Genomic DNA, 18,457 nt, shown 5'->3' on the forward strand with positions numbered 1-18,457 from the left:
TGGAAGAGTGATTGATGATTAACCTCTTGTCCCTCGCCTCTCAATCATATTAATCATCTTCAAGTCGCAGCAACTGTTCGTCAATCACTCTCAGCCGTTCTCGCACAACTTCCTCTGAGAGAATGCGTTTGCGCAATGCTTCGTTCAATGTTCCCTTTTCTGCTAAAAGCAAGCGGCGTCGAATCGCATCGAGTTTAGTATGGTCGTTACCAGTAATTGCGAACTGATCGGGACGGCGGTTATACAAGTTTCGCAAAGCTTTTTCTGCGCCAGCCACTCGCACCTGATACGTCGCGCGTAGTTCTTCATAAATTGCCTTGGGTAAAACTCCTCCCTTGAGTAAAGTTTCCAACTCATCTTGTGCAGCTTTAGCAGTCATAAGTTGGGCTTGTAACTCCTCGACGTGCTGTTGAGAAGAGGAAACCTGAGCAATTTTTAACCGTTTGACGATCCAGGGTAAGCTTGTTGCTTGAACTACCAACGATAACAATACAGCGCCAAACACCAAAGCAATTAGTTGCTCGCGTCCTGCCAATGCGAGCGGTAAACTCAAAGGAAGCGCCATCGAAAGCGAACCCTTAATATTGCCGAAAAATAATACGTGTTGCCAACGTAGCGGTACTGGACGATCAAACCATTTAACAATTGCCAATAGTGGATAAATTGTCAGTAGTCGTCCCGCTTGAAATGCTAAAACGGCTAAAAGAATACCAGGTAAAGTCTGCCAAAAGACCGTCAAGTTAATTTCTACACCAATCAACAGAAAAATAAACGTGTTGACCCCAAATCCTGCGTATTCCCAAAAACTCAATAAAGTAATGCGGCTAGAAGCCGAAATACTGCGCGCAAGTCCAATATTTCCAAAAATCAATCCTGCGACGACTACAGCCACAGCCCCTGAAACACTCAAAAATTGCCCAGCTTGAAACGTTCCTAAGGCTACGGCAACTGTGAGTAATATACTACTGAGAGGATCGTCTAAACGATTGAATAAACCGACGCTGAGGTATCCTAAGACTAATCCGACAACGATACCGCCTACGGAGACAACGAGTAACTCTTGCAGTCCTCCTAAAAAAGTGAACGAACCAGTAGAATAGGCATTCAAAATTAAGTTAAATAAAACCAGTGCTACCGCATCATTGAACAGCGTTTCTCCTTCCACAATCGTAGATAAACGAGAAGGGACAGGAATTTCTTTAAATACAGCCAAAACAGAGACTGTATCAGTGTTTGCTAAAATTACCCCTGCAAGTAAAGCTGGTATCCAAGTTAATTCCAGCCCAAATTTCAATAGAATGGCAATTATTCCTGCAGAAATTATTGCCCCTGGACCTGCTAAAAGTGCGATCGCCTTGAATGTGCTGCGTAAGCGACTAATGTCAGTGTTGATCCCCGCTTCAAAGATGAGAATGGGCAAGAAAAGATTTAAAACTAAAGCAGGATCTAAACCAAACTGGCGCGGTAAAATTTCAGTAAATACGAGTCCGGCTAAAACTAAGCCAGTTACATAAGAAACTCGAAATCGACGCGACAATAAAGCAACGCCGGTTGCAACCAATAATAGAATAATTAGCCCAATAACTAACTCAGCAACATTTCCTGGGGGCTGCAAAACAGTTTCCTGAATTGGTAAGTAATTAGTAGCCAAGCTGTGATTGTGGATGAATCGATGAACATTGTATTATAGTCACTGATGCAACTTATAATACTGACGCCAATTAGTCTAGCGATTGAAGTTGCAGCTAACCCAAAAATTCAAATAATGCCCAGTTTGATTGCCAAAACTCAGATAAAGTAGTGCAATATACTTAGTCTGTCTAGCACTCATTCAGTTTATAGGAAGAAGGAATTCACTTCACATTTTTTCCTCATTCCTTCTAAAATCAAGTGAATATCTGATTCAGATGCGACAAAAGATTTTGCAGAATTTGATTAAGCTGGCAAATAATTAAAAATTTTTGAGGAGTAACGAGTGAGTATAGAAACGCTTATTCAAGATCCAGCAATACCAGCTGAAGCAGGAGCGGTATTATCTGCTGCATACGATGCTGAGAGCTTCGATCAGTACGTGATGACAACTTACGGGCGGTTTCCTTTAGCTTTAGAGCGCGGATCAGGTTGTCGTGTTTGGGATACTCAAGGTAAAGAGTATCTTGATTTTGTAGCAGGAATTGCGACTTGTACTTTAGGACACGCACATCCTGCGATGGTGGAAACTGTGACACAGCAAATTCAAAAGCTGCATCATGTTTCTAACTTGTACTACATTCCCGAACAAGCGCAACTTGCTAAGTGGCTCATTGAGCATTCTTGCGCTGATCGCGTCTTTTTCTGCAATTCTGGTGCAGAAGCAAACGAGGGTGCAATCAAATTAGCACGGAAATATGCGCATCAGGTCTTAAAGATCGATCAGCCGATTATTTTAACCGCACACGCGAGTTTTCACGGGCGGACACTTGCAACAATTACCGCAACAGGACAACCAAAGTATCAAAAAGACTTTAGCCCACTTGTACCTGGTTTTCATTACGTACCGTATAACGATATTAAGGCAATCGCAGCTGCGATTTCTGAACTTGATGAGGGCGATCGCGCTGTCGCTGCAATTTTGCTCGAACCTCTCCAAGGAGAAGGCGGTGTGCGTCCTGGCGACAAAGCCTATTTCCAAGAAATTCGGCGAATGTGTGATGAAACAGGGATCTTACTTATTCTTGATGAAGTGCAAGTTGGGATGGGGCGCAGTGGTAAACTCTGGGGCTACGAAAACCTAGGGATTGAACCTGATATTTTCACTTCTGCCAAAGGTTTAGGTGGTGGTATCCCGATTGGTGCGGTGATGTGTAAAGCCTTCTGCAATCTGTTTCAACCTGGAGATCATGCCAGTACGTTTGGTGGTAATCCGTTTGCGTGTGCTACTGCCCTTAGCGTTTGTGAAACACTAGAACGTGAAAATATTTTAGAAAACGTTCAGCAACGTGGCGAACAACTCCGTGCAGGTTTGAGTGCGATCGCGGCAAAATATTCCGAACACATCACCGAGGTACGCGGCTGGGGTTTGATTAATGGTATGGAACTAAAAGCTGAGAGTTCATTAACTTCTGCGGATGTTGTCAAAGCGGCGATCGCTGAAGGTTTATTACTTGTTCCCGCAGGACCAAAAGTAATCCGCTTTGTGCCACCATTAATTGTCTCAGCACAAGAAATCGATACAGCATTGCAAGTTTTGGAAAAAGTGATGGGTAGTTGGTAATAGGTAATGGGTAATGGGTAATTGGAGAACTGATTACCCATTATTTAGCAGTATTTAATGATCGAATTTGTCATTAAAAACAATCATGACACTTATTCTTTCCGTTCTAGAATTCCTCAGCCAGCAGCAGGATATATCGACACAAACGTATGAAATTCCATTATACGATCCTACAGGACAGAGCCAAGGGTATCGGCGATCGCAAGACTTACGTCCTGGATTAAATCTTCTAATTGATAACTATACGCTACAGGAACATCTGATTGTAGACACGCGAGTCCCTAATTTACCAGATGAGGCGCACGGCTTAGAGTTTAGTTTCATGATTTGCGGTAATAATACAAACGAGCAAGTTCATGACGGGCAAAACTTTGTGGAGGTTGGCTGGAGTGCAGGAGGCTTTGTAGAATGGCAAGCAGGACAACAGATTTTAAAGCTTGATATTCACATCGGTCAACCGCTTTATGAATCAATCGTTGCCGCTTTAGCTGAACGTTCGGTTTCAATAAGTCGGGCAATCTCGCAGCAACAACACTACTTTCAAGTCAATACAACTACACCAACAATGCAACTAGTGTTGCATCAAATTTTTAATTGTCCTTATCAAGAATTGACAAGGGGAATATATCTTGAAAGCAAAGTATTAGAACTTGTTGCCTTAAGACTAGAGCAAGCAATGACAAAGCATTCTAAGTCAGATTGCAAGCGTTTGAAACCAGACGACATCGAACGAATTCATCACGCCAAAGATATTCTTTTATGCAATGCAGATAATCCACCGTCACTCGTAGATTTAGCACGACAAGTTGGTTTAAATGACTACAAACTAAAACTTGGTTTTCGCTACTGTTTTGGCACAACTGCGTTTGGATATTTGCATAGTTACCGCATGGAACAAGCGCGATCGCTTCTCGAACACAATCAACTTAGTGTTAAGGAAATAGGACAAAAAGTGGGTTATACCAACTCTAGACGCTTTGCGATCGCCTTCAAGCAACGATTTGGCGTTAGTCCGCAAGCATATCGTATGGGAATGCGATAGTCGAGCGAAAAAAATCCGTTTTGGTACTCAAAAAAATCCGTTTGTGGTTGGGTGTCAGTCGCAACATCACGCTCAATTAGCTGTAGTCTTATTAACAAGTTTTCTCAATTTCATCTGAAAATTTAACAGTGACAACAGCAAGGCTCCTCGGTAGCGCAACTAGAGGCGGCAAGTTTTTGCTGAGGTTATGATGTGGTGTGAAGGAATGCATAAAAGAGATTTCTTGTCAATTCTAGTTACGAGTATGGCGATCGCATTGAGTATCCCTGTGTGGAGTGATGTGGCGATCGCATCAGATTCAGTCGAATATACAACACAAAATCTCACTGTGGCTCAAGTGACAGGGATACGCATAAACCCTACTGCAACTGGAATCGAAGTGATCCTTGACTCGGTGGGGCAACTATCTTCGCCTACAACATCAGTTGCAGATAATACACTGATTGTCGATCTTCCCAATGCGGTATTGGCGTTACCTGATGGTGGAGAATTTCAGCAAGCTAACCCAACTGAAGATATTGCGCTTGTGAGTGTGACTCGTGTCAGGAATTTGGTGCGAGTCGCGATCGCTGGTTTAGATGCACCACCAGTAGTCGAGGTTAGCACCACACCACAGTTTACTCTCAGTGTGACTCCTAGCAGTAACACAGTAGCAGATGAAGAAATTGAAATCGTCGTTACAGGCGAACAAGAAGGCTATAACCCTTCACAAGCTGCGACAGCAACACGAACCGAGACTCCATTGCGTGATATTCCTGCTTCCATTCAGGTCATTTTGGAACAAGTGCTAGAAGATCGCGGCACAGTCGGATTGCGCGAGGCGGTACAAAACTTTGCTGGTGCGACATTAGATGGTAATTATGGCAACACCGGCGCTGGTTCATTAATTATTCGTGGTTTCTCGCAAGATATTACATTTAGAAACGGATTTCGCATTAGCAATTTTTACTCAATTCCTGAAACGGCAAACGTTGCCCAAACTGAGATTCTACGCGGTCCCGCCTCGGTGTTATACGGTCAAGTGCAACCAGGAGGAATCGTTAATATTGTCACCAAGCAACCTCTAGAGTCGCCTTATTATTCAGTAAATCTTCAAGCTGGACAATTTAGCTTTTATCGACCGACGATTGATCTTTCTGGTCCACTGAGTGATGACAATAGCGTATTGTATCGCTTGAACGCGGCGTATGAGAACTCTGGAAGTTTCCGCGATCGCGTTAATACCGAAAGATGGTTTATCGCGCCAGTTTTGCAGTGGAATATGAGCGATCGCACTTCGCTAACATTTGATTTTGAGTATCTGTATGATGACCCAGTATTTGATCGCGGCATAGTTACACTCAGCGATGGCTCATTTGTATTACCAATCAACCGATTTTTAGGTTATCCGCAATTAGATGACTTTGCAACAGAAGTTTATCGCGGCGGATTAACGTTTGAACATCAATTTAGTGGCAATTGGCGAATGCGTAATGCATTATCGATAAGTTCCATTGAACAGGGAGGGGCGCGATCAGATCTCGACGGCGGATTGATTGACGATCAGTTTATTCCCAGACAACTGAGAGATGATAACAGCATTGCAGAAAACTACGGTTTCCAAACCGACATCATCGGTAACTTTGCTACAGGTACGATTGAGCATCAACTCCTATTAGGTTTCGATTTCAACCGCGTTACAGACAGCTATAAATCAGAAGCTGTGAGTTTACCACCGCTAGATATTTTTAACCCTGTCTACGATATCGATGTTCCTACCGAACTTGAACCAAGGTACAGCGCCGTGACGCGCACTAATGCTTTAGGGCTTTATCTTCAAGATCAGATCGCGTTACTCGATAACGTAAAGTTACTCGTTGGCGGACGTTTCGACTTTACCGAACAAAATCAGACAATTATTCTCGATGACGCAAGTGACTCGCAGTCAGACACTGCATTTAGTCCGCGTGTTGGTATTGTCTATCAACCCATCGAACCGATTTCACTTTATGCAAGTTTTAGCCGATCATTTTTGCCTGTGATTGGTCGTGCTGCGGATAATTCTATATTTGAGCCTGAACGCGGAACGCAATACGAGGTAGGAATTAAAGCTGATTTAGCGACTAATCTTTCCGCGACACTTGCTGCGTATCATTTAACAAAAACTAATGTGCTAACTACCGATCTCAACGACCCAGATTTTTCGATTCAGGTGGGCGAACAGCGCAGCCAGGGAATCGAACTCAATGTCGCGGGTGAAATTTTACCAGGTTGGAACGTTATTGCGGCGTATGCTTACACCGATGCAGAAGTGACAGAAGATAACGAGTTACCTGTTGGTAGTCGGCTTGCCAATGTAGCAGAAAATACCGCAAGTTTATGGACAACTTACGAAATCAAAAATGGTAATCTTCAGGGGTTAGGATTTGGATTAGGGTTATTGTATGTAGGCGATCGCCCAGGCTCAGTAGCTTTCGATCCTCCTGATTTTAGACTGCCTAGCTACTTACGTACAGATATCGCTTTATTTTACCGACGCAATAACTGGCGGGCGCAAATTAATGTCCAAAATTTGTTTAACATCGAGTATTACCAAACCGCGCAAGGCTATGACATTGTGTATCCAGGTGCGCCGTTGAATATTGTTGGTAGTGTTTCCTTTGAGTTTTGATGTGAGAAATGGGTAATGGGTAATAGGAAATAGGGCTTCTTTTCAATTACCAATTACCAATCATCTATTACCAGTTACCAATTACCAATGACTAAATACCGCATCAAATTTTTGTTTTTAGGGTTGCTAGCAATTTTGTTTGTAACAGCTTGTAGTAGTCAATCGCCACCAACTGCGGTTTCAGTTGCATCATCAGGATGTCGCTTGGTGCAACATTCCATTGGCGAAACGCAAGTTTGCACTCAACCTGAAAAAGTCGCGGCGCTGAGTCCGCATATTTTAGATAGTATTTTGGCTTTGGGCGTGCAACCTGCTGCGTATGCTGAGACAGTGCAATTAAATTTACCGCGTTTTGACAATCCAACAGCACAAATTCCTTATTTAGGACATCGCATTACAACACAACCAGTTAATTTAGGCGATCGCCAAAACCCATCTTTAGAAACTTTAGTACAACTCAAACCTGATGTCATTATCGGAGAACGTTGGTTGCATCAAGACAAATACCAACTTTTCTCAAAAATTGCCCCAACGCTGCTTTTTGACGATACCAAAGGTGAGAATCAGCATTGGACAAATGATATTACAGGAATTGCCCAAGCGCTCGATCGTGAAGCTGCTGCAAAAAAATTACTTGCAGCATTTCCCCAACAGTTAGCAACTGCGCGTGAAAAATTGGCTCCTGTGGTTGCGGCGTATCCGCGCGTTCTTGTTCTTAGCACAAACCAATTAGCAAGTCAAGTTTCAGTCGCGCCTGATAGTACCGCAGGGGAATTAATGAATGCGATCGGATTTGAAATTGTTAATCCTATACCAACGACACCCGATACGTGGGCGCAGATTTCGCTTGAAGTTTTACCCACGATTGATACAGATTTAATTTTTGTTATTGGCTGGACAGAAGGTTTATACAACCCAGAAAAGGAGTTAAAGCAAGCATGGAGTCAGCATCCACTTTTAAAAACAATGAAAACTTTTCAAGAAAACCGCGTATTTTTTGTTGATTATCAGCTTTGGGGAAGTAATATTCGCGGACCAATTACGGATGAATTGATTTTGCAACAGTTACCCGAATTGTTGTTACCACTTCTTAGTAAAGATTAGCTTTCAGGTTCAATACCTTGCGATCGCAACTGTTCTCGTAAGCGCTCAATCGATTTTTCCGCCTGCTTCATCTGTATCTCCATTTCCTCAACTCGTTCCTCTGGTGAAGGAATCAACACGTTATCTGCTGTAAAGAAGCGTAATTTACGCTCATGCACACCCAAGTATAGCTCTAGTTGCTGACTCCATAATCTACCATCTTCTGTCGGTGCAATTTCTTCATACTGAGCATTTTGCAGATGAAATCCTTTAAATTCTAAACTCACTGGATCAAACCAAAAATATTCTGGCGTGCGAAACGTATCTTGATAAAGCTGTTTTTTCAACCCTTTATCAACAGTTGCTGTCTTATCCGACAAAATCTCGACAATCACATTAGGATATTTGCCTTCTTCATGCCACACTATCCAACTTCTACGGTCTTTTTTTTGCGTACCCAGGACGACGAAAAAGTCAGGTCCTCGGAAGTCACGCGATTTGAGTTGTCGTTCGTTGTAGTAAATCGTCAAGTTGCCAGAAACATAAAAGTCTTCTCGTTCGCGCCACCACCATTTGAGTAAACGAATTAATAAGTCAATCTGATCGCGATGAAAGTCTGTTTCCAAGGGCGGTTCATCACTTAATAAATCACTAGGAGGAAATTCAATGTCGTCTGCGATATCGTCAGCTAATAATGCGGAGGACACCTCCGCATCTGCTGCCATGTCAATATCCAATAATAAGGATTCTGGGGTAGTGGATTGAGACATGAATGTAACCCTCAAAACACGCTTCTATCTTATCAATAACCCTAATTAACGTGCGGATCTTTATCATCATTTGGCTGGGTCAACTTGTCTCAACAATTGGCAGCATTATGACAGGCTTTGCGATTGAAATTTGGGTGTGGGAGCAAACACAACAAGCAACAACATTAACGCTGTGGAGTTTTTTTACTCTACTGCCAAGTATCTTAATTTTTCCAATCGCAGGCATTATCGTTGATCGCTGGCGGCGGAAGTATTTGATGATCGTTGGCGATACTGTTACAGTACTGACAACAGTTGCATTTTTGCTGCTTTACACGAGTGCGAATTTGCATATCTGGCAGTTATATCTGATCGGTGCGATCGCCGGAGCATTTCAACAAGTCCAAGAACTCGCTTATTCCGCTTCAATTACCTTGATGGTGCCACAACAGCAGTATGTCCGCGTCAGTGGAATGCGAGCATTATCCGGTCGAGTTTCGCAAATTATCGCCCCACCTCTAGCCGGATTTCTATATTACGCGATCGGCATCGCAGGAATTGCAGTAATCGATATCATTACTTTTGGTGTTGCGATCGCAACAGTCATGTTTGTCGCCATTCCCCAACCCACTTCCCACTCCCCACTCCCCACTTCCCTGACACACTGGCAAGAATTGCAATTTGGTATTCGCTACATTCTCAACCGTCGCAACTTACTCGCATTGTTGGTTGTTAATTTGTTGTTCTGGCTACCGCACGATCTTGGTGATTCGCTCTATGCGCCGCTGATTCTCTCGCGAACGCAAAACGATGCCCGTATCCTCGGAAGTACAGCCGTTGCTGCGGGACTTGGTGGCGTTACAGGCGCATTGTTAATTAGTACGTGGAGGGGACCGAGCCAACGAATTGATGGTGTCTTGCGCGGCATGATCGGGGCAGGAATCAGTAAAATTGTGTTTGGCTTAGGGCGAGGAGCGCAAGTTTGGCTACCTGCACAATTCTGCTCCTCATTAAATTTTCCGATCTTGGGTAGTTGCGATACAGCAATTTGGATGACAAAAGTTGAGCCAGCAATTCAAGGAAAAGTATTCGCAGCACAGTCTTTGGCTTTGCAGGTTATTTCAGCGATCGCAGTTTTACTTGCAGGTCCCTTGGCAGATAAAGTATTTGAACCGATGATGCAATCTGAACATGTTATTGCACATCACTTAGGAAGTCTCTTCGGTACTAGTGCAGGCTCTGGAATAGCGCTTTTGTACGTGCTGTGTGCTGTGTGTATGTTTTTAGCTGGTTACACTGGTTATACTATACCAATTCTGCGCAAACTCGATACTCAGTAAGGATTGGTAATAGGTCGTGGGTCATTAAAAAGAATAACTGCTCCCTCTGCTCACCCATACACAACAACCTAAAATCAAAGGGTATTACAACTGATACCAAGCTGTTAGCGCGACAGCAAGCGCATCTGCAGCATCATCAGGACGCGGAATATATTCTAAGTCTAATTCTTGGGCGACAGCTTGTTGGACTTCGTATTTCTTGGCATTACCCCAGCCAGTGAGTGCTTGTTTAATTTGGGCTGGCGTAAACTCGACAAAAGGGATATCGTGCTGTGCTAACACCAGCATAATCACACCACGAGCTTGAGCTACACTAATCGTACTTGCCATTCGGTAGAAAAACAGCTTTTCAATAGCAACTAAGTCAGGTTGTGACTGTTCCAGCAAAGTATTTAAGTCTTCGTAAATCGTACACAGCCGCTTTCCCATCTCAACATTGGCTGAAGTTTGAATGACGCCAAAATCAAGCAATGTTAATTCTCGTTTAGTGATGACTTCTGAGTTGGTAGCTTTGGTAGCGATCGCCCCAGAGGAATTAAAATCTCGCTGCAAAGTTGCGCTAATTGTGCCGAATCCCAAAATAGCTAGACCAGGATCTATTCCTAAAATTCGCTTTTCCATACTGATTTCCTGATCGCCAGGTTGTTATTAACACCTAGTACCCAAATTGTGTAAAAGTAGATGCAACTTTAATGACAAAGTACTAGTCAAATACGGTGAATTCCATCGATATTACATGAAAATACATAAAATTATGAGTTCTCCTATCTCAATTAGAGCTATAAGTTAAGCTACTTGACAAAGTTAGATCGCCTACTAAAGTAACAAGGGTTTGGTATACATTTTGGTATCTCCCTGCTGAAGAGTCGCATATGCCGTTTGCTCCTTTCAAAACCTTACGAAGCATTAAGCAGGATTCATTCCATCGCGCCCCCCATCGAGTTGGTCAGTGGTTTAAGTGGTTAGCGCCTGGGCTATTTGTCAAACGCTGGTTACTTTTAAGCGCTGGTGGAGTGTTGTTAGTTGGCTTGGGTTTGGCAATTTGGGTCAAACTGACGCCTATTTTTTATGCATTGCAGTTAGCACAGGACATTGTAGGCACGATCGCTAATGTTGTTCCTAATTATATTAGCGGTCCGTTGGTGTTGCTCATCGGAGCTTTATTGATCTTCTGGGGACAAACCCGCACAGTAGGTTCGATTACTGAAGTACTAAGACCAGAAGGTGGCGATGAAGAACTCATCGATGTATTGTTAACACACCGCCGCTTGCATCGCGGACCAAAAATTGTCGCAATTGGTGGCGGGACGGGATTATCAACGCTACTGCGGGGACTCAAGGCATACAGTGCAAATATTACTGCGATTGTGACTGTAGCTGATGATGGTGGTTCTTCAGGAAGGTTGCGGCGTGAAATTGGGGTTCTTCCCCCAGGAGATATTCGTAACTGTTTAGCTGCCCTTGCTTCCGAGGAAAAACTTTTGACAGAACTGTTTCAATACCGCTTTCGGGCTGGTGATGGTTTAGTTGGTCATAGTTTTGGCAATTTATTCCTCACCGCAATGAGTGAAATTACTGGAGATTTAGAACAGGGAATCGCAGCAAGTTCTCAAGTACTTGCTATTCGCGGACAAGTTTTTCCTGCAACGCTGAGTGATGTGCGTTTATGGGCAGAATTAGCAGATGGTCGTCGCATTGAAGGTGAATCTAATATTACCAAAGCAGGGGGCTGTATTCTCAAAATTGGCTGTACTCCCGCCGAACCGCCAGCATTACCTAAAGCACTCCAAGCGATTCATGAAGCTGACTATATTATTATTGGTCCTGGAAGTCTTTATACAAGCGTCATTCCTAATTTATTAGTACCAGAAATTGCGCAGGCGATCGCGGCACGCTGTAAAGGAGGAAAAACACCTGTTCCTTGTATTTATGTGTGCAACGTGATGACTCAACCAGGAGAAACACAAGGCTATACAGTCTCCGATCATATTCGCGCGATTGATGCTGCGTGTGGACAAAAACTGTTTAGCGCAGTCTTAGTTCATAGAAGAACTCCCTCAGAAAAAAGCCTTTTACGCTACGCACAAGAAAACTCTCATCCTGTATTTCTAGATCGCGATGTTGTCGCCCGCTTAGGAAGGCGAATTGTTTTAGCAAATGTGATGGACGAGGATGAAGAAACAGGACTGGTGCGACATAATCCCCAAGCATTAGCACGAGTATTACTACGATGGTATGGTCGCGCTCATAGATAAGCTTCTAATTGGCTTGCACAAGTATTATTAGATATGACCTCTAACCTTGCACTATGGAGTTTTATATCTACCAGCTCTTTTATAATAATTATCAAATTTAATATTGGTTATTTTTATAATATCTACCGAGGTTACGCGCTAACTTATGATAGTTGATTATTTTAATTTTATCCTTACAGATACAGAAGCTACAACACATTTAGGTAGTTTATTAGGGCAATATTTAAAGGCTGGAATTGTAATTTTATTAGAAGGCAATTTAGGTACTGGCAAAACAACTTTAGTTCAAGGTATTGGTAAAGGATTAGGAATTACCGAATCAATTGTTAGCCCTACTTTTACTTTAATTAATGAGTACACAGAAGGACGCTTACCACTTTATCACCTAGATTTGTATCGTCTAGAACCTGAAGAAGTTGCTGCATTGCACCCAGAAGTTTACTGGGAAGGTATTGATGTGGATTCGGGCATCACGGCGATTGAATGGGCAGAACGCTTGCCTTACTTACCACAAAGTTATATCAGCATCCGTCTCAGTCATCATAATCTTCATGGTCGTCAAGTAGAATTGTCTGCTGTTGGCGTTCAACTCAACTTCTTGGATTTAACTAAATGAAGATACATTTTTATTGCTGTAGTAGAGCGATCGCCTTTTTAATCTCATACTAATATTATTTATCACTTTTGATAGATGCAAATATTTTATTTTAAATTTATTAGCTATTCGCTCAATATTATCTAAAAACTGTTTTTGTAAAGTTCTATTTAGTTCGTTGATTTTACCTTTTAAAATGGCTTACAAGAGATATATAGGTAGAAATTATATTTCTATCTTTTATATGTACGGTTTATTAACTTGCATAAGACTTTTAGTAAGTTTGGCATTAATCCAGGAAGTATAAATGCTATGTTCTGTGGTCTATTTATGCTCATGAACAACAATTATACTATCCGGAGTAATCCATCTTAACTCAATTAAGAGAAGTTAAGAGATAAATGCTGACATAATCTTAACTTTAAGGTACTAGTCTACTAGTTAAGTTGACTTAACATAAAGGAGTTGTTAATGCTACATTCACACTATATTTGCATCTAATAAGTTTGATTTTCTATATTCTATTAGCTGAGGTTTGGGCTTTCGAGCTTAAACCTATAAATTCTGCTAAAAGTTTGGTTATCTTAATCTAACCTTGCATTTCTAGCTCTATCTTGCCTAGAAACTAGAAACTTTATTATCCCTAATTTTTTAGGGAAGGTAGATATCTGCTACCTATCTAACTTCTCTGCCTTTTTGAGATTGGCTTACTGCTATCTCTATAGCGACTCTTAGGTACAACTTTGCTACCTAGGAACACGTTGCTATTTATTAAATTCCGATTCTATTTCTAACACGACATCAATCTGCTGTCAAGTCCAGCGGAAGGGGGTGCATGTGCGACTTCATAAACTGCTAAAAATGCTGTTATGCTTTGGCATAGCAACACTAGTTTTCAGTCTTACAACTAAGGTTAGCCATAGTTTTACTAACCAGGTAAATTCTACAATCAAGTTTCAGGATTCTACTGCCAATGCTGGAATTATGTCAACTAAGGATGAAACTCACGGTGTTTCTTGGTTAGATTTCAACAGTGACGGCAAGCCTGATTTATGGATTACGCCTCATGGATACAGAAGCCCAAATGAGCCTAAAGGAGCAAAATTTCCTAGTCTTTATCTCAATATGGGTGGTGGTAAATTCAAAAATATCATTTCGCAAGTTTGGCCCCAACGTGGCGTGACTGGTGATTCGCATGGTTCAACTTGGGGTGATTTTGATAATGATGGCGATCCTGATTTATTTGTAGTAACAGGGGCACGGGCTGGCTATGGTCAAGAAAAAAACTTTTTTCTTGTTAATAATCAAGGAAAGTTGCAAGAGCAAGCGGCGGCTTGGGGTTTAGATTTTCCTTTAGGCAGAGGTCGCGCACCGCTGTGGTTGGACTGGAATAAAGATGGACTGTTGGACGTTCTGCAGTTAAATGATATCCGACCAGATGGAAGAGCACCCAGTACCTTATTCAGACGACTTCAGAGTGCTTTTCACAATGCTAATGCAGCGGTTGGTTTACAAACAAACCACGCTTCAGACTTTGCCCAACTTGCTGATGTGTCTGGTGATGGCAATCAGGATATAGTGATCCATAGTGCAGCCAAGTATCCACAGAAAATATACGATACTACAACACTACCTTTTCGCGATATTACTGGTAGATTACCCGCTCATCAGTTTACTTCAGACTCAGTTATTGCTGACTTCAACAACGACTCGTACCCAGATGTTTTTCTACCTAGAAATCGTTTAATTCGCGTTCCTAGCGTACATCAGACAAATGCAAATCTAGCATTGGCGAAGCTAGTAGCTTTCCAACGGGAAGTAGGAGTCAGTTTTAAGACGAGTGGAAACGTTACATTTGATTTCCGCACTTCACCTGTAGGAGAAGGACCAGTAGATATAAGTCGTCCAGAGATCTTCATTGGTTCTCAAGGAAGACAACCAGGGAAGTTAGGATTTTCGCTATCGCCACAAGATTCAACAGTTAGAGGAATGAAACCACATACTGCCGGTGTTGATGCTGGCTTATATATTGGCTACACGCCAGCTACTCAGACTTGGACAGTGCGGCTTTCTTCTCCTCGGTATAAGTTAGTTCATTTAGTCATAGAAACGGCTCAACCAATGTCTAACTTAAATCGAATTGGTTTTGGTCAACTTAATCTATCCCAATTCGATTTACCAGATGTGTTACTTCTTTACGATCCCAAGACTAAACAATATGTTAATCGCACACAAGGATCTGGTATTGGTAATCCACTGTTAGCACACTCTGTTGTTGCTGGAGATTTTGATAACGATATGGATGTTGATTTGTACGTCTTACGGGGTTATGAATCTTACAGCTTACCAAGTGTTCTGTATGAAAATCTAGGTAATGGAACTTTTAGAGTCGTTCCTAATGGAGGTGGTGCTGCAGGGCGTCATCCAGGATTTCATGTTGTTACTCAAATGACAAAAACTATCTTTGGTCCATGTGTTGCAGTAGCAGATTATGACGTTGATGGTTTTTTGGATTTGTTTATGGGTAGTACTGTATTAAGAGCTACACAGAAAACTTATACAGGAACTCCACATCAACTCTTCCGTAACCTTGGCAATAAAAACCATTGGGTGGAAATTGATTTACAAGGGATAGCATCTAATCGCGATGGCATTGGTACTAGAGTGTTACTAACAGCAGGCGGTGTCACTCAAGTGCGAGAACAGGGAGGAGGAATGCACTTGTATGGTCAAGATCATCAACGCGTTCATTTTGGGCTAAAAAACAATACCCTCATTGACCGAATTGAAGTTTATTGGCCTTCAGGAGTTGTTCAAAGAATGTACAATCTCCCTGTTGATCGCGTTATGAAGATTGTTGAAGGTAATGGCATGTTGAGACGCAGTGGATAATCTTAATCGAGTTTTGATTAGAAGCGGTTAGGGAGTTTTGAATGCGTGAGTTTTGAATTAAAAGAATTTTCTTAACTCAATACTTCACTACTCAAAACTCATAACTTTCTTAAACTCATCACTCTCTATTGGCGAGCATCAAACCGCAATGCTTCGCCTTTAACGTTTGTATCAAGCTTGCCTTTGTTGTATGCAATCTGACCGCCAACAATTGTCGTTACAGCCCATCCTGTAAGTTCCCACCCTTCAAAAGGACTCCAGCGACACTTGGTTTGTAACTCTTCGCGCAAAACGGGGTGATAAGTGTTGAGATCGACTAAGACAAGATCCGCATCATAACCAGCAGCGATCGCACCTTTATTTGGGATACGGTAAGCCTTAGCAACTGCAGTAGACATCCAATGTGAAACTTGCGCTACTGTACAACGCCCTTGCATAGCTTGCGTCAGCATTAACGCTAACGATGTTTCTACTCCTGGCATTCCTGAAGGTGTATTCGGATACTCTTGCGCTTTTTCTTCTAGAGTATGCGGTGCATGATCGGTCGCAATAAAATCAATCACACCATCAAGTAAAGCTTGCCACAATACTTCGTTGTCATGGGGCGATCGCAGTGGTGGATTCATCTGTGCCAAAGTACCAATCTGGGCATAAGCATCAGTATTCAACAATAAGTGCTGTGGCGTGACTTCTGCTGTTACCCAACTTGGTTTGTCCTGACGCAACAATTCGGCTTCGTCACCGGTTGACATATGCAAAATATGTAATCGTCGCTGATATTTTTTAGACAGTTTTAACGCAAGTTGTGTCGCATTTAAAGCTGCTGTAACATCTTGAATTTGTGAATGAATTGCTGGATCTTTAATTCCAGCAAACTCTTGTCTTCTTTGATTAATTCGGGCTTGATCTTCTGCATGAACTGCAATTAAGCGATCGCCTTGCGCAAAAATTTTCTCTAGGGCAGCTTCTTTATCGACTAATAATTGACCGTGCATCGAACCCATAAAAATTTTAATTCCTGGAGTAGGATTTACTGCGAGTAAATCAGGTGTATTGTCTCCAGTAGCTCCGATAAAAAAGCCGTAATTTACCAAGCACTTTTGCTTTGCCCGTTGGAGTTTATCATCCAAAGCTTGCTGATTGGTAGTTAATGGGCGAGTGTTAGGCATTTCTAGAAAGGAAGTGACGCCGCCTCTCGCACACGCGCAGCTTGCAGTAAATAAATCTTCTTTGTGTTCTAAGCCTGGTTCGCGAAAATGGACTTGAGGATCGATAACACCTGGCAACAAAGTTAAACCTGATGCGTCTATTTCAGTAAAATCTGTTGCATCCTCTGGTGGTCTAATTCCTGGTGCGACTTGCGCAATTTGGCGATCGCGTATCAGCACATCCCCACTCAAAAAGTCACCATTAGGTAAAAGAATTTGGGCGTGGCGGATTAAAAGATTTGTAGATGACATGACAATGCAGAAGGAATGGAGTTTAGTGTGATAGGTGACTATACTTTGAAAATAGCAGAACTTACATAAAAACTGACCAAATAGCACATATATAGCAGAGGTCAGGGATCAATGGTCAGAGTCAAAAGATAGTTAGAGCAGCAAAGATTAGATTGCCCGCAAACTTACAAGACAATAATTATAAGCTTTTAAGTAATGTCCTAACCACATTAACCATCGCTACACAAGTTGTTTGGGCGCTCCTTCGTGACTATCTTCTTCTACAGTAAAACCACACAACTATCATGTTTTTCGTTCAAATCCTAAAAATTCAACAAAACTTTTCAGGATACCAGTGTTACATTAATGTAAGCTTTTTCTAGTTAGAATTAATAAATCAAAGTATTTTCGCTCGTTAGATTAGTTATTAACATCTTTCCGTTGTTTTAATTAAAGCTCTATGTCTCGTGTGCCAGATCAAGCATCGAATAAAAATTCGCGACAAGAAAACGAAGGTTCTTGGATCGGTGAACTAGGAAGAACAATCTTTTTGAGTATTATTCTTGCGTTAGGAATTCGTACCTTTGTAGCTGAAGCGCGTTGGATACCTTCTGAATCGATGCTACCAACGCTACAAAAGTATGACAAGTTGATTGTCGATAAATTGAGTTATCGCTTCACGAACCCACAACGAGGAGATATTGTCGTATTTTCTCCCACTGAAGGGATTATTCAAGAAAATCCGAATCTCAAAGATGCTTTTATCAAAAGAATTGTAGGGCTTCCAGGAGATAAGGTAGAAGTTAGAGGTGGACGAGTTTACATTGACGACCAGCCGTTACGAGAGAACTACATTGAAGCTCCTCCTCAGTACTTGTATGGACCTGTGTTCGTACCAGAAGACTCTTACTTAGTCCTGGGTGATAACCGAAACAATAGTTATGATAGCCATTTTTGGGGCTTTGTCCCGCGCGAAAACATCATAGGACGTGCAGTAGTCCGCTTTTGGCCTCCTAATCGAGTAGGGGAATTAAACTGAGAAACTATCAATGTCTTTTAGATACTTGGCAATACAACTGCTGATCTTAAGACCCGCTCCTTGGTTATATCTGACTAATGTGAGTAGATTGGCTACGATAGCTAAGTTCGGGCAACGGCG

13 protein-coding genes are annotated in these 18,457 nt (G+C 42.1%); 9 read left to right on the forward strand and 4 right to left on the reverse strand.

The features are described 5' to 3' along the window. Positions 1 to 49: 49 nt before the first annotated feature. Positions 50 to 1,651, reverse strand: coding sequence for a cation:proton antiporter (locus IQ230_RS17745; protein WP_228055098.1), 1,602 nt, complete (start codon positions 1,649 to 1,651; stop codon positions 50 to 52). A 324-nt stretch (positions 1,652 to 1,975) separates the two neighbouring features. Here IQ230_RS17745 and IQ230_RS17750 point away from each other — a divergent pair, with 324 nt between their 5' ends. The 4 genes from IQ230_RS17750 to IQ230_RS17765 all read left to right on the forward strand — a co-directional run bounded on the left by IQ230_RS17750 (position 1,976) and on the right by IQ230_RS17765 (position 8,049). Beyond that, the gene (locus IQ230_RS17750) at positions 1,976 to 3,253 is read left to right on the forward strand and encodes an aspartate aminotransferase family protein (RefSeq protein WP_193933605.1); all 1,278 of its coding nucleotides are present in this window, start codon (positions 1,976 to 1,978) and stop codon (positions 3,251 to 3,253) included. Between the two features lie 85 nt (positions 3,254 to 3,338). Further along, the gene (locus IQ230_RS17755) at positions 3,339 to 4,295 is read left to right on the forward strand and encodes a helix-turn-helix transcriptional regulator (protein WP_193933606.1); all 957 of its coding nucleotides are present in this window, start codon (positions 3,339 to 3,341) and stop codon (positions 4,293 to 4,295) included. 187 nt (positions 4,296 to 4,482) lie between these two features. Continuing rightward, positions 4,483 to 6,945 carry a TonB-dependent siderophore receptor gene (locus IQ230_RS17760; RefSeq protein ID WP_228055099.1) on the forward strand — a complete coding sequence of 821 codons (2,463 nt, stop codon included), beginning with the start codon at positions 4,483 to 4,485 and terminating at the stop codon, positions 6,943 to 6,945. 87 nt (positions 6,946 to 7,032) lie between these two features. Then, positions 7,033 to 8,049: an ABC transporter substrate-binding protein gene (locus tag IQ230_RS17765; protein ID WP_193933607.1), complete on the forward strand. Its 1,017-nt coding sequence runs from the start codon at positions 7,033 to 7,035 to the stop codon at positions 8,047 to 8,049. Here IQ230_RS17765 and IQ230_RS17770 read toward each other — a convergent pair. Beyond that, the gene (locus IQ230_RS17770) at positions 8,046 to 8,753 is read right to left on the reverse strand and encodes a Uma2 family endonuclease (protein ID WP_193933631.1); all 708 of its coding nucleotides are present in this window, start codon (positions 8,751 to 8,753) and stop codon (positions 8,046 to 8,048) included. The genes IQ230_RS17765 and IQ230_RS17770 overlap by 4 nt on opposite strands. Positions 8,754 to 8,848: 95 nt before the next feature. Between IQ230_RS17770 and IQ230_RS17775 the strand changes: the two genes are divergently transcribed. Then, the gene (locus IQ230_RS17775) at positions 8,849 to 10,117 is read left to right on the forward strand and encodes an MFS transporter (protein ID WP_193933608.1); all 1,269 of its coding nucleotides are present in this window, start codon (positions 8,849 to 8,851) and stop codon (positions 10,115 to 10,117) included. Positions 10,118 to 10,201: 84 nt separating this feature from the next. Here IQ230_RS17775 and ruvC read toward each other — a convergent pair whose 3' ends face one another. After that, positions 10,202 to 10,738: a crossover junction endodeoxyribonuclease RuvC gene (gene ruvC / locus IQ230_RS17780; protein WP_193933609.1), complete on the reverse strand. Its 537-nt coding sequence runs from the start codon at positions 10,736 to 10,738 to the stop codon at positions 10,202 to 10,204. 251 nt (positions 10,739 to 10,989) lie between these two features. Here ruvC and IQ230_RS17785 point away from each other — a divergent pair, with 251 nt between their 5' ends. The 3 genes from IQ230_RS17785 to IQ230_RS17795 all read left to right on the forward strand — a co-directional run bounded on the left by IQ230_RS17785 (position 10,990) and on the right by IQ230_RS17795 (position 15,859). Continuing rightward, positions 10,990 to 12,372, forward strand: coding sequence for a gluconeogenesis factor YvcK family protein (locus tag IQ230_RS17785; protein WP_193933610.1), 1,383 nt, complete (start codon positions 10,990 to 10,992; stop codon positions 12,370 to 12,372). 145 nt (positions 12,373 to 12,517) lie between these two features. Then, positions 12,518 to 12,988, forward strand: coding sequence for a tRNA (adenosine(37)-N6)-threonylcarbamoyltransferase complex ATPase subunit type 1 TsaE (tsaE, locus tag IQ230_RS17790; RefSeq protein WP_193933611.1), 471 nt, complete (start codon positions 12,518 to 12,520; stop codon positions 12,986 to 12,988). A 963-nt stretch (positions 12,989 to 13,951) separates the two neighbouring features. Beyond that, positions 13,952 to 15,859 (forward strand): CRTAC1 family protein, encoded by a 1,908-nt coding sequence (locus IQ230_RS17795; protein WP_193933612.1) that lies wholly within the window; start codon positions 13,952 to 13,954, stop codon positions 15,857 to 15,859. Between the two features lie 125 nt (positions 15,860 to 15,984). Here IQ230_RS17795 and IQ230_RS17800 read toward each other — a convergent pair whose 3' ends face one another. Next, a complete protein-coding gene (locus IQ230_RS17800) occupies positions 15,985 to 17,319 on the reverse strand; it encodes a dihydroorotase (protein WP_193933613.1) in 1,335 nt (444 codons plus the stop codon). 439 nt (positions 17,320 to 17,758) lie between these two features. Here IQ230_RS17800 and lepB point away from each other — a divergent pair, with 439 nt between their 5' ends. After that, positions 17,759 to 18,337, forward strand: coding sequence for a signal peptidase I (gene lepB, locus IQ230_RS17805; RefSeq protein ID WP_193933614.1), 579 nt, complete (start codon positions 17,759 to 17,761; stop codon positions 18,335 to 18,337). Positions 18,338 to 18,457: the final 120 nt, after the last annotated feature.

The sequence above is a fragment of the Gloeocapsopsis crepidinum LEGE 06123 genome (assembly GCF_015207655.1).
Classification (GTDB): domain Bacteria; phylum Cyanobacteriota; class Cyanobacteriia; order Cyanobacteriales; family Chroococcidiopsidaceae; genus Gloeocapsopsis; species Gloeocapsopsis crepidinum.

What these genes read in the sequence shown, in the direction of transcription:
- IQ230_RS17755 (WP_193933606.1), top strand. Translation starts at nt 3,339, where the DNA reads ATGACACTTATTCTTTCCGTTCTAGAATTCCTCAGCCAGCAGCAGGAT.
- IQ230_RS17760 (WP_228055099.1), top strand. Translation starts at nt 4,483, where the DNA reads ATGATGTGGTGTGAAGGAATGCATAAAAGAGATTTCTTGTCAATTCTA.
- IQ230_RS17765 (WP_193933607.1), top strand. Translation starts at nt 7,033, where the DNA reads ATGACTAAATACCGCATCAAATTTTTGTTTTTAGGGTTGCTAGCAATT.
- IQ230_RS17770 (WP_193933631.1), bottom strand. Translation starts at nt 8,753, where the DNA reads ATGGCAGCAGATGCGGAGGTGTCCTCCGCATTATTAGCTGACGATATC.
- ruvC (WP_193933609.1), bottom strand. Translation starts at nt 10,738, where the DNA reads ATGGAAAAGCGAATTTTAGGAATAGATCCTGGTCTAGCTATTTTGGGA.
- IQ230_RS17785 (WP_193933610.1), top strand. Translation starts at nt 10,990, where the DNA reads ATGCCGTTTGCTCCTTTCAAAACCTTACGAAGCATTAAGCAGGATTCA.
- tsaE (WP_193933611.1), top strand. Translation starts at nt 12,518, where the DNA reads ATGATAGTTGATTATTTTAATTTTATCCTTACAGATACAGAAGCTACA.
- IQ230_RS17795 (WP_193933612.1), top strand. Translation starts at nt 13,952, where the DNA reads ATGTCAACTAAGGATGAAACTCACGGTGTTTCTTGGTTAGATTTCAAC.
- IQ230_RS17800 (WP_193933613.1), bottom strand. Translation starts at nt 17,319, where the DNA reads ATGTCATCTACAAATCTTTTAATCCGCCACGCCCAAATTCTTTTACCT.
- lepB (WP_193933614.1), top strand. Translation starts at nt 17,759, where the DNA reads ATGTCTCGTGTGCCAGATCAAGCATCGAATAAAAATTCGCGACAAGAA.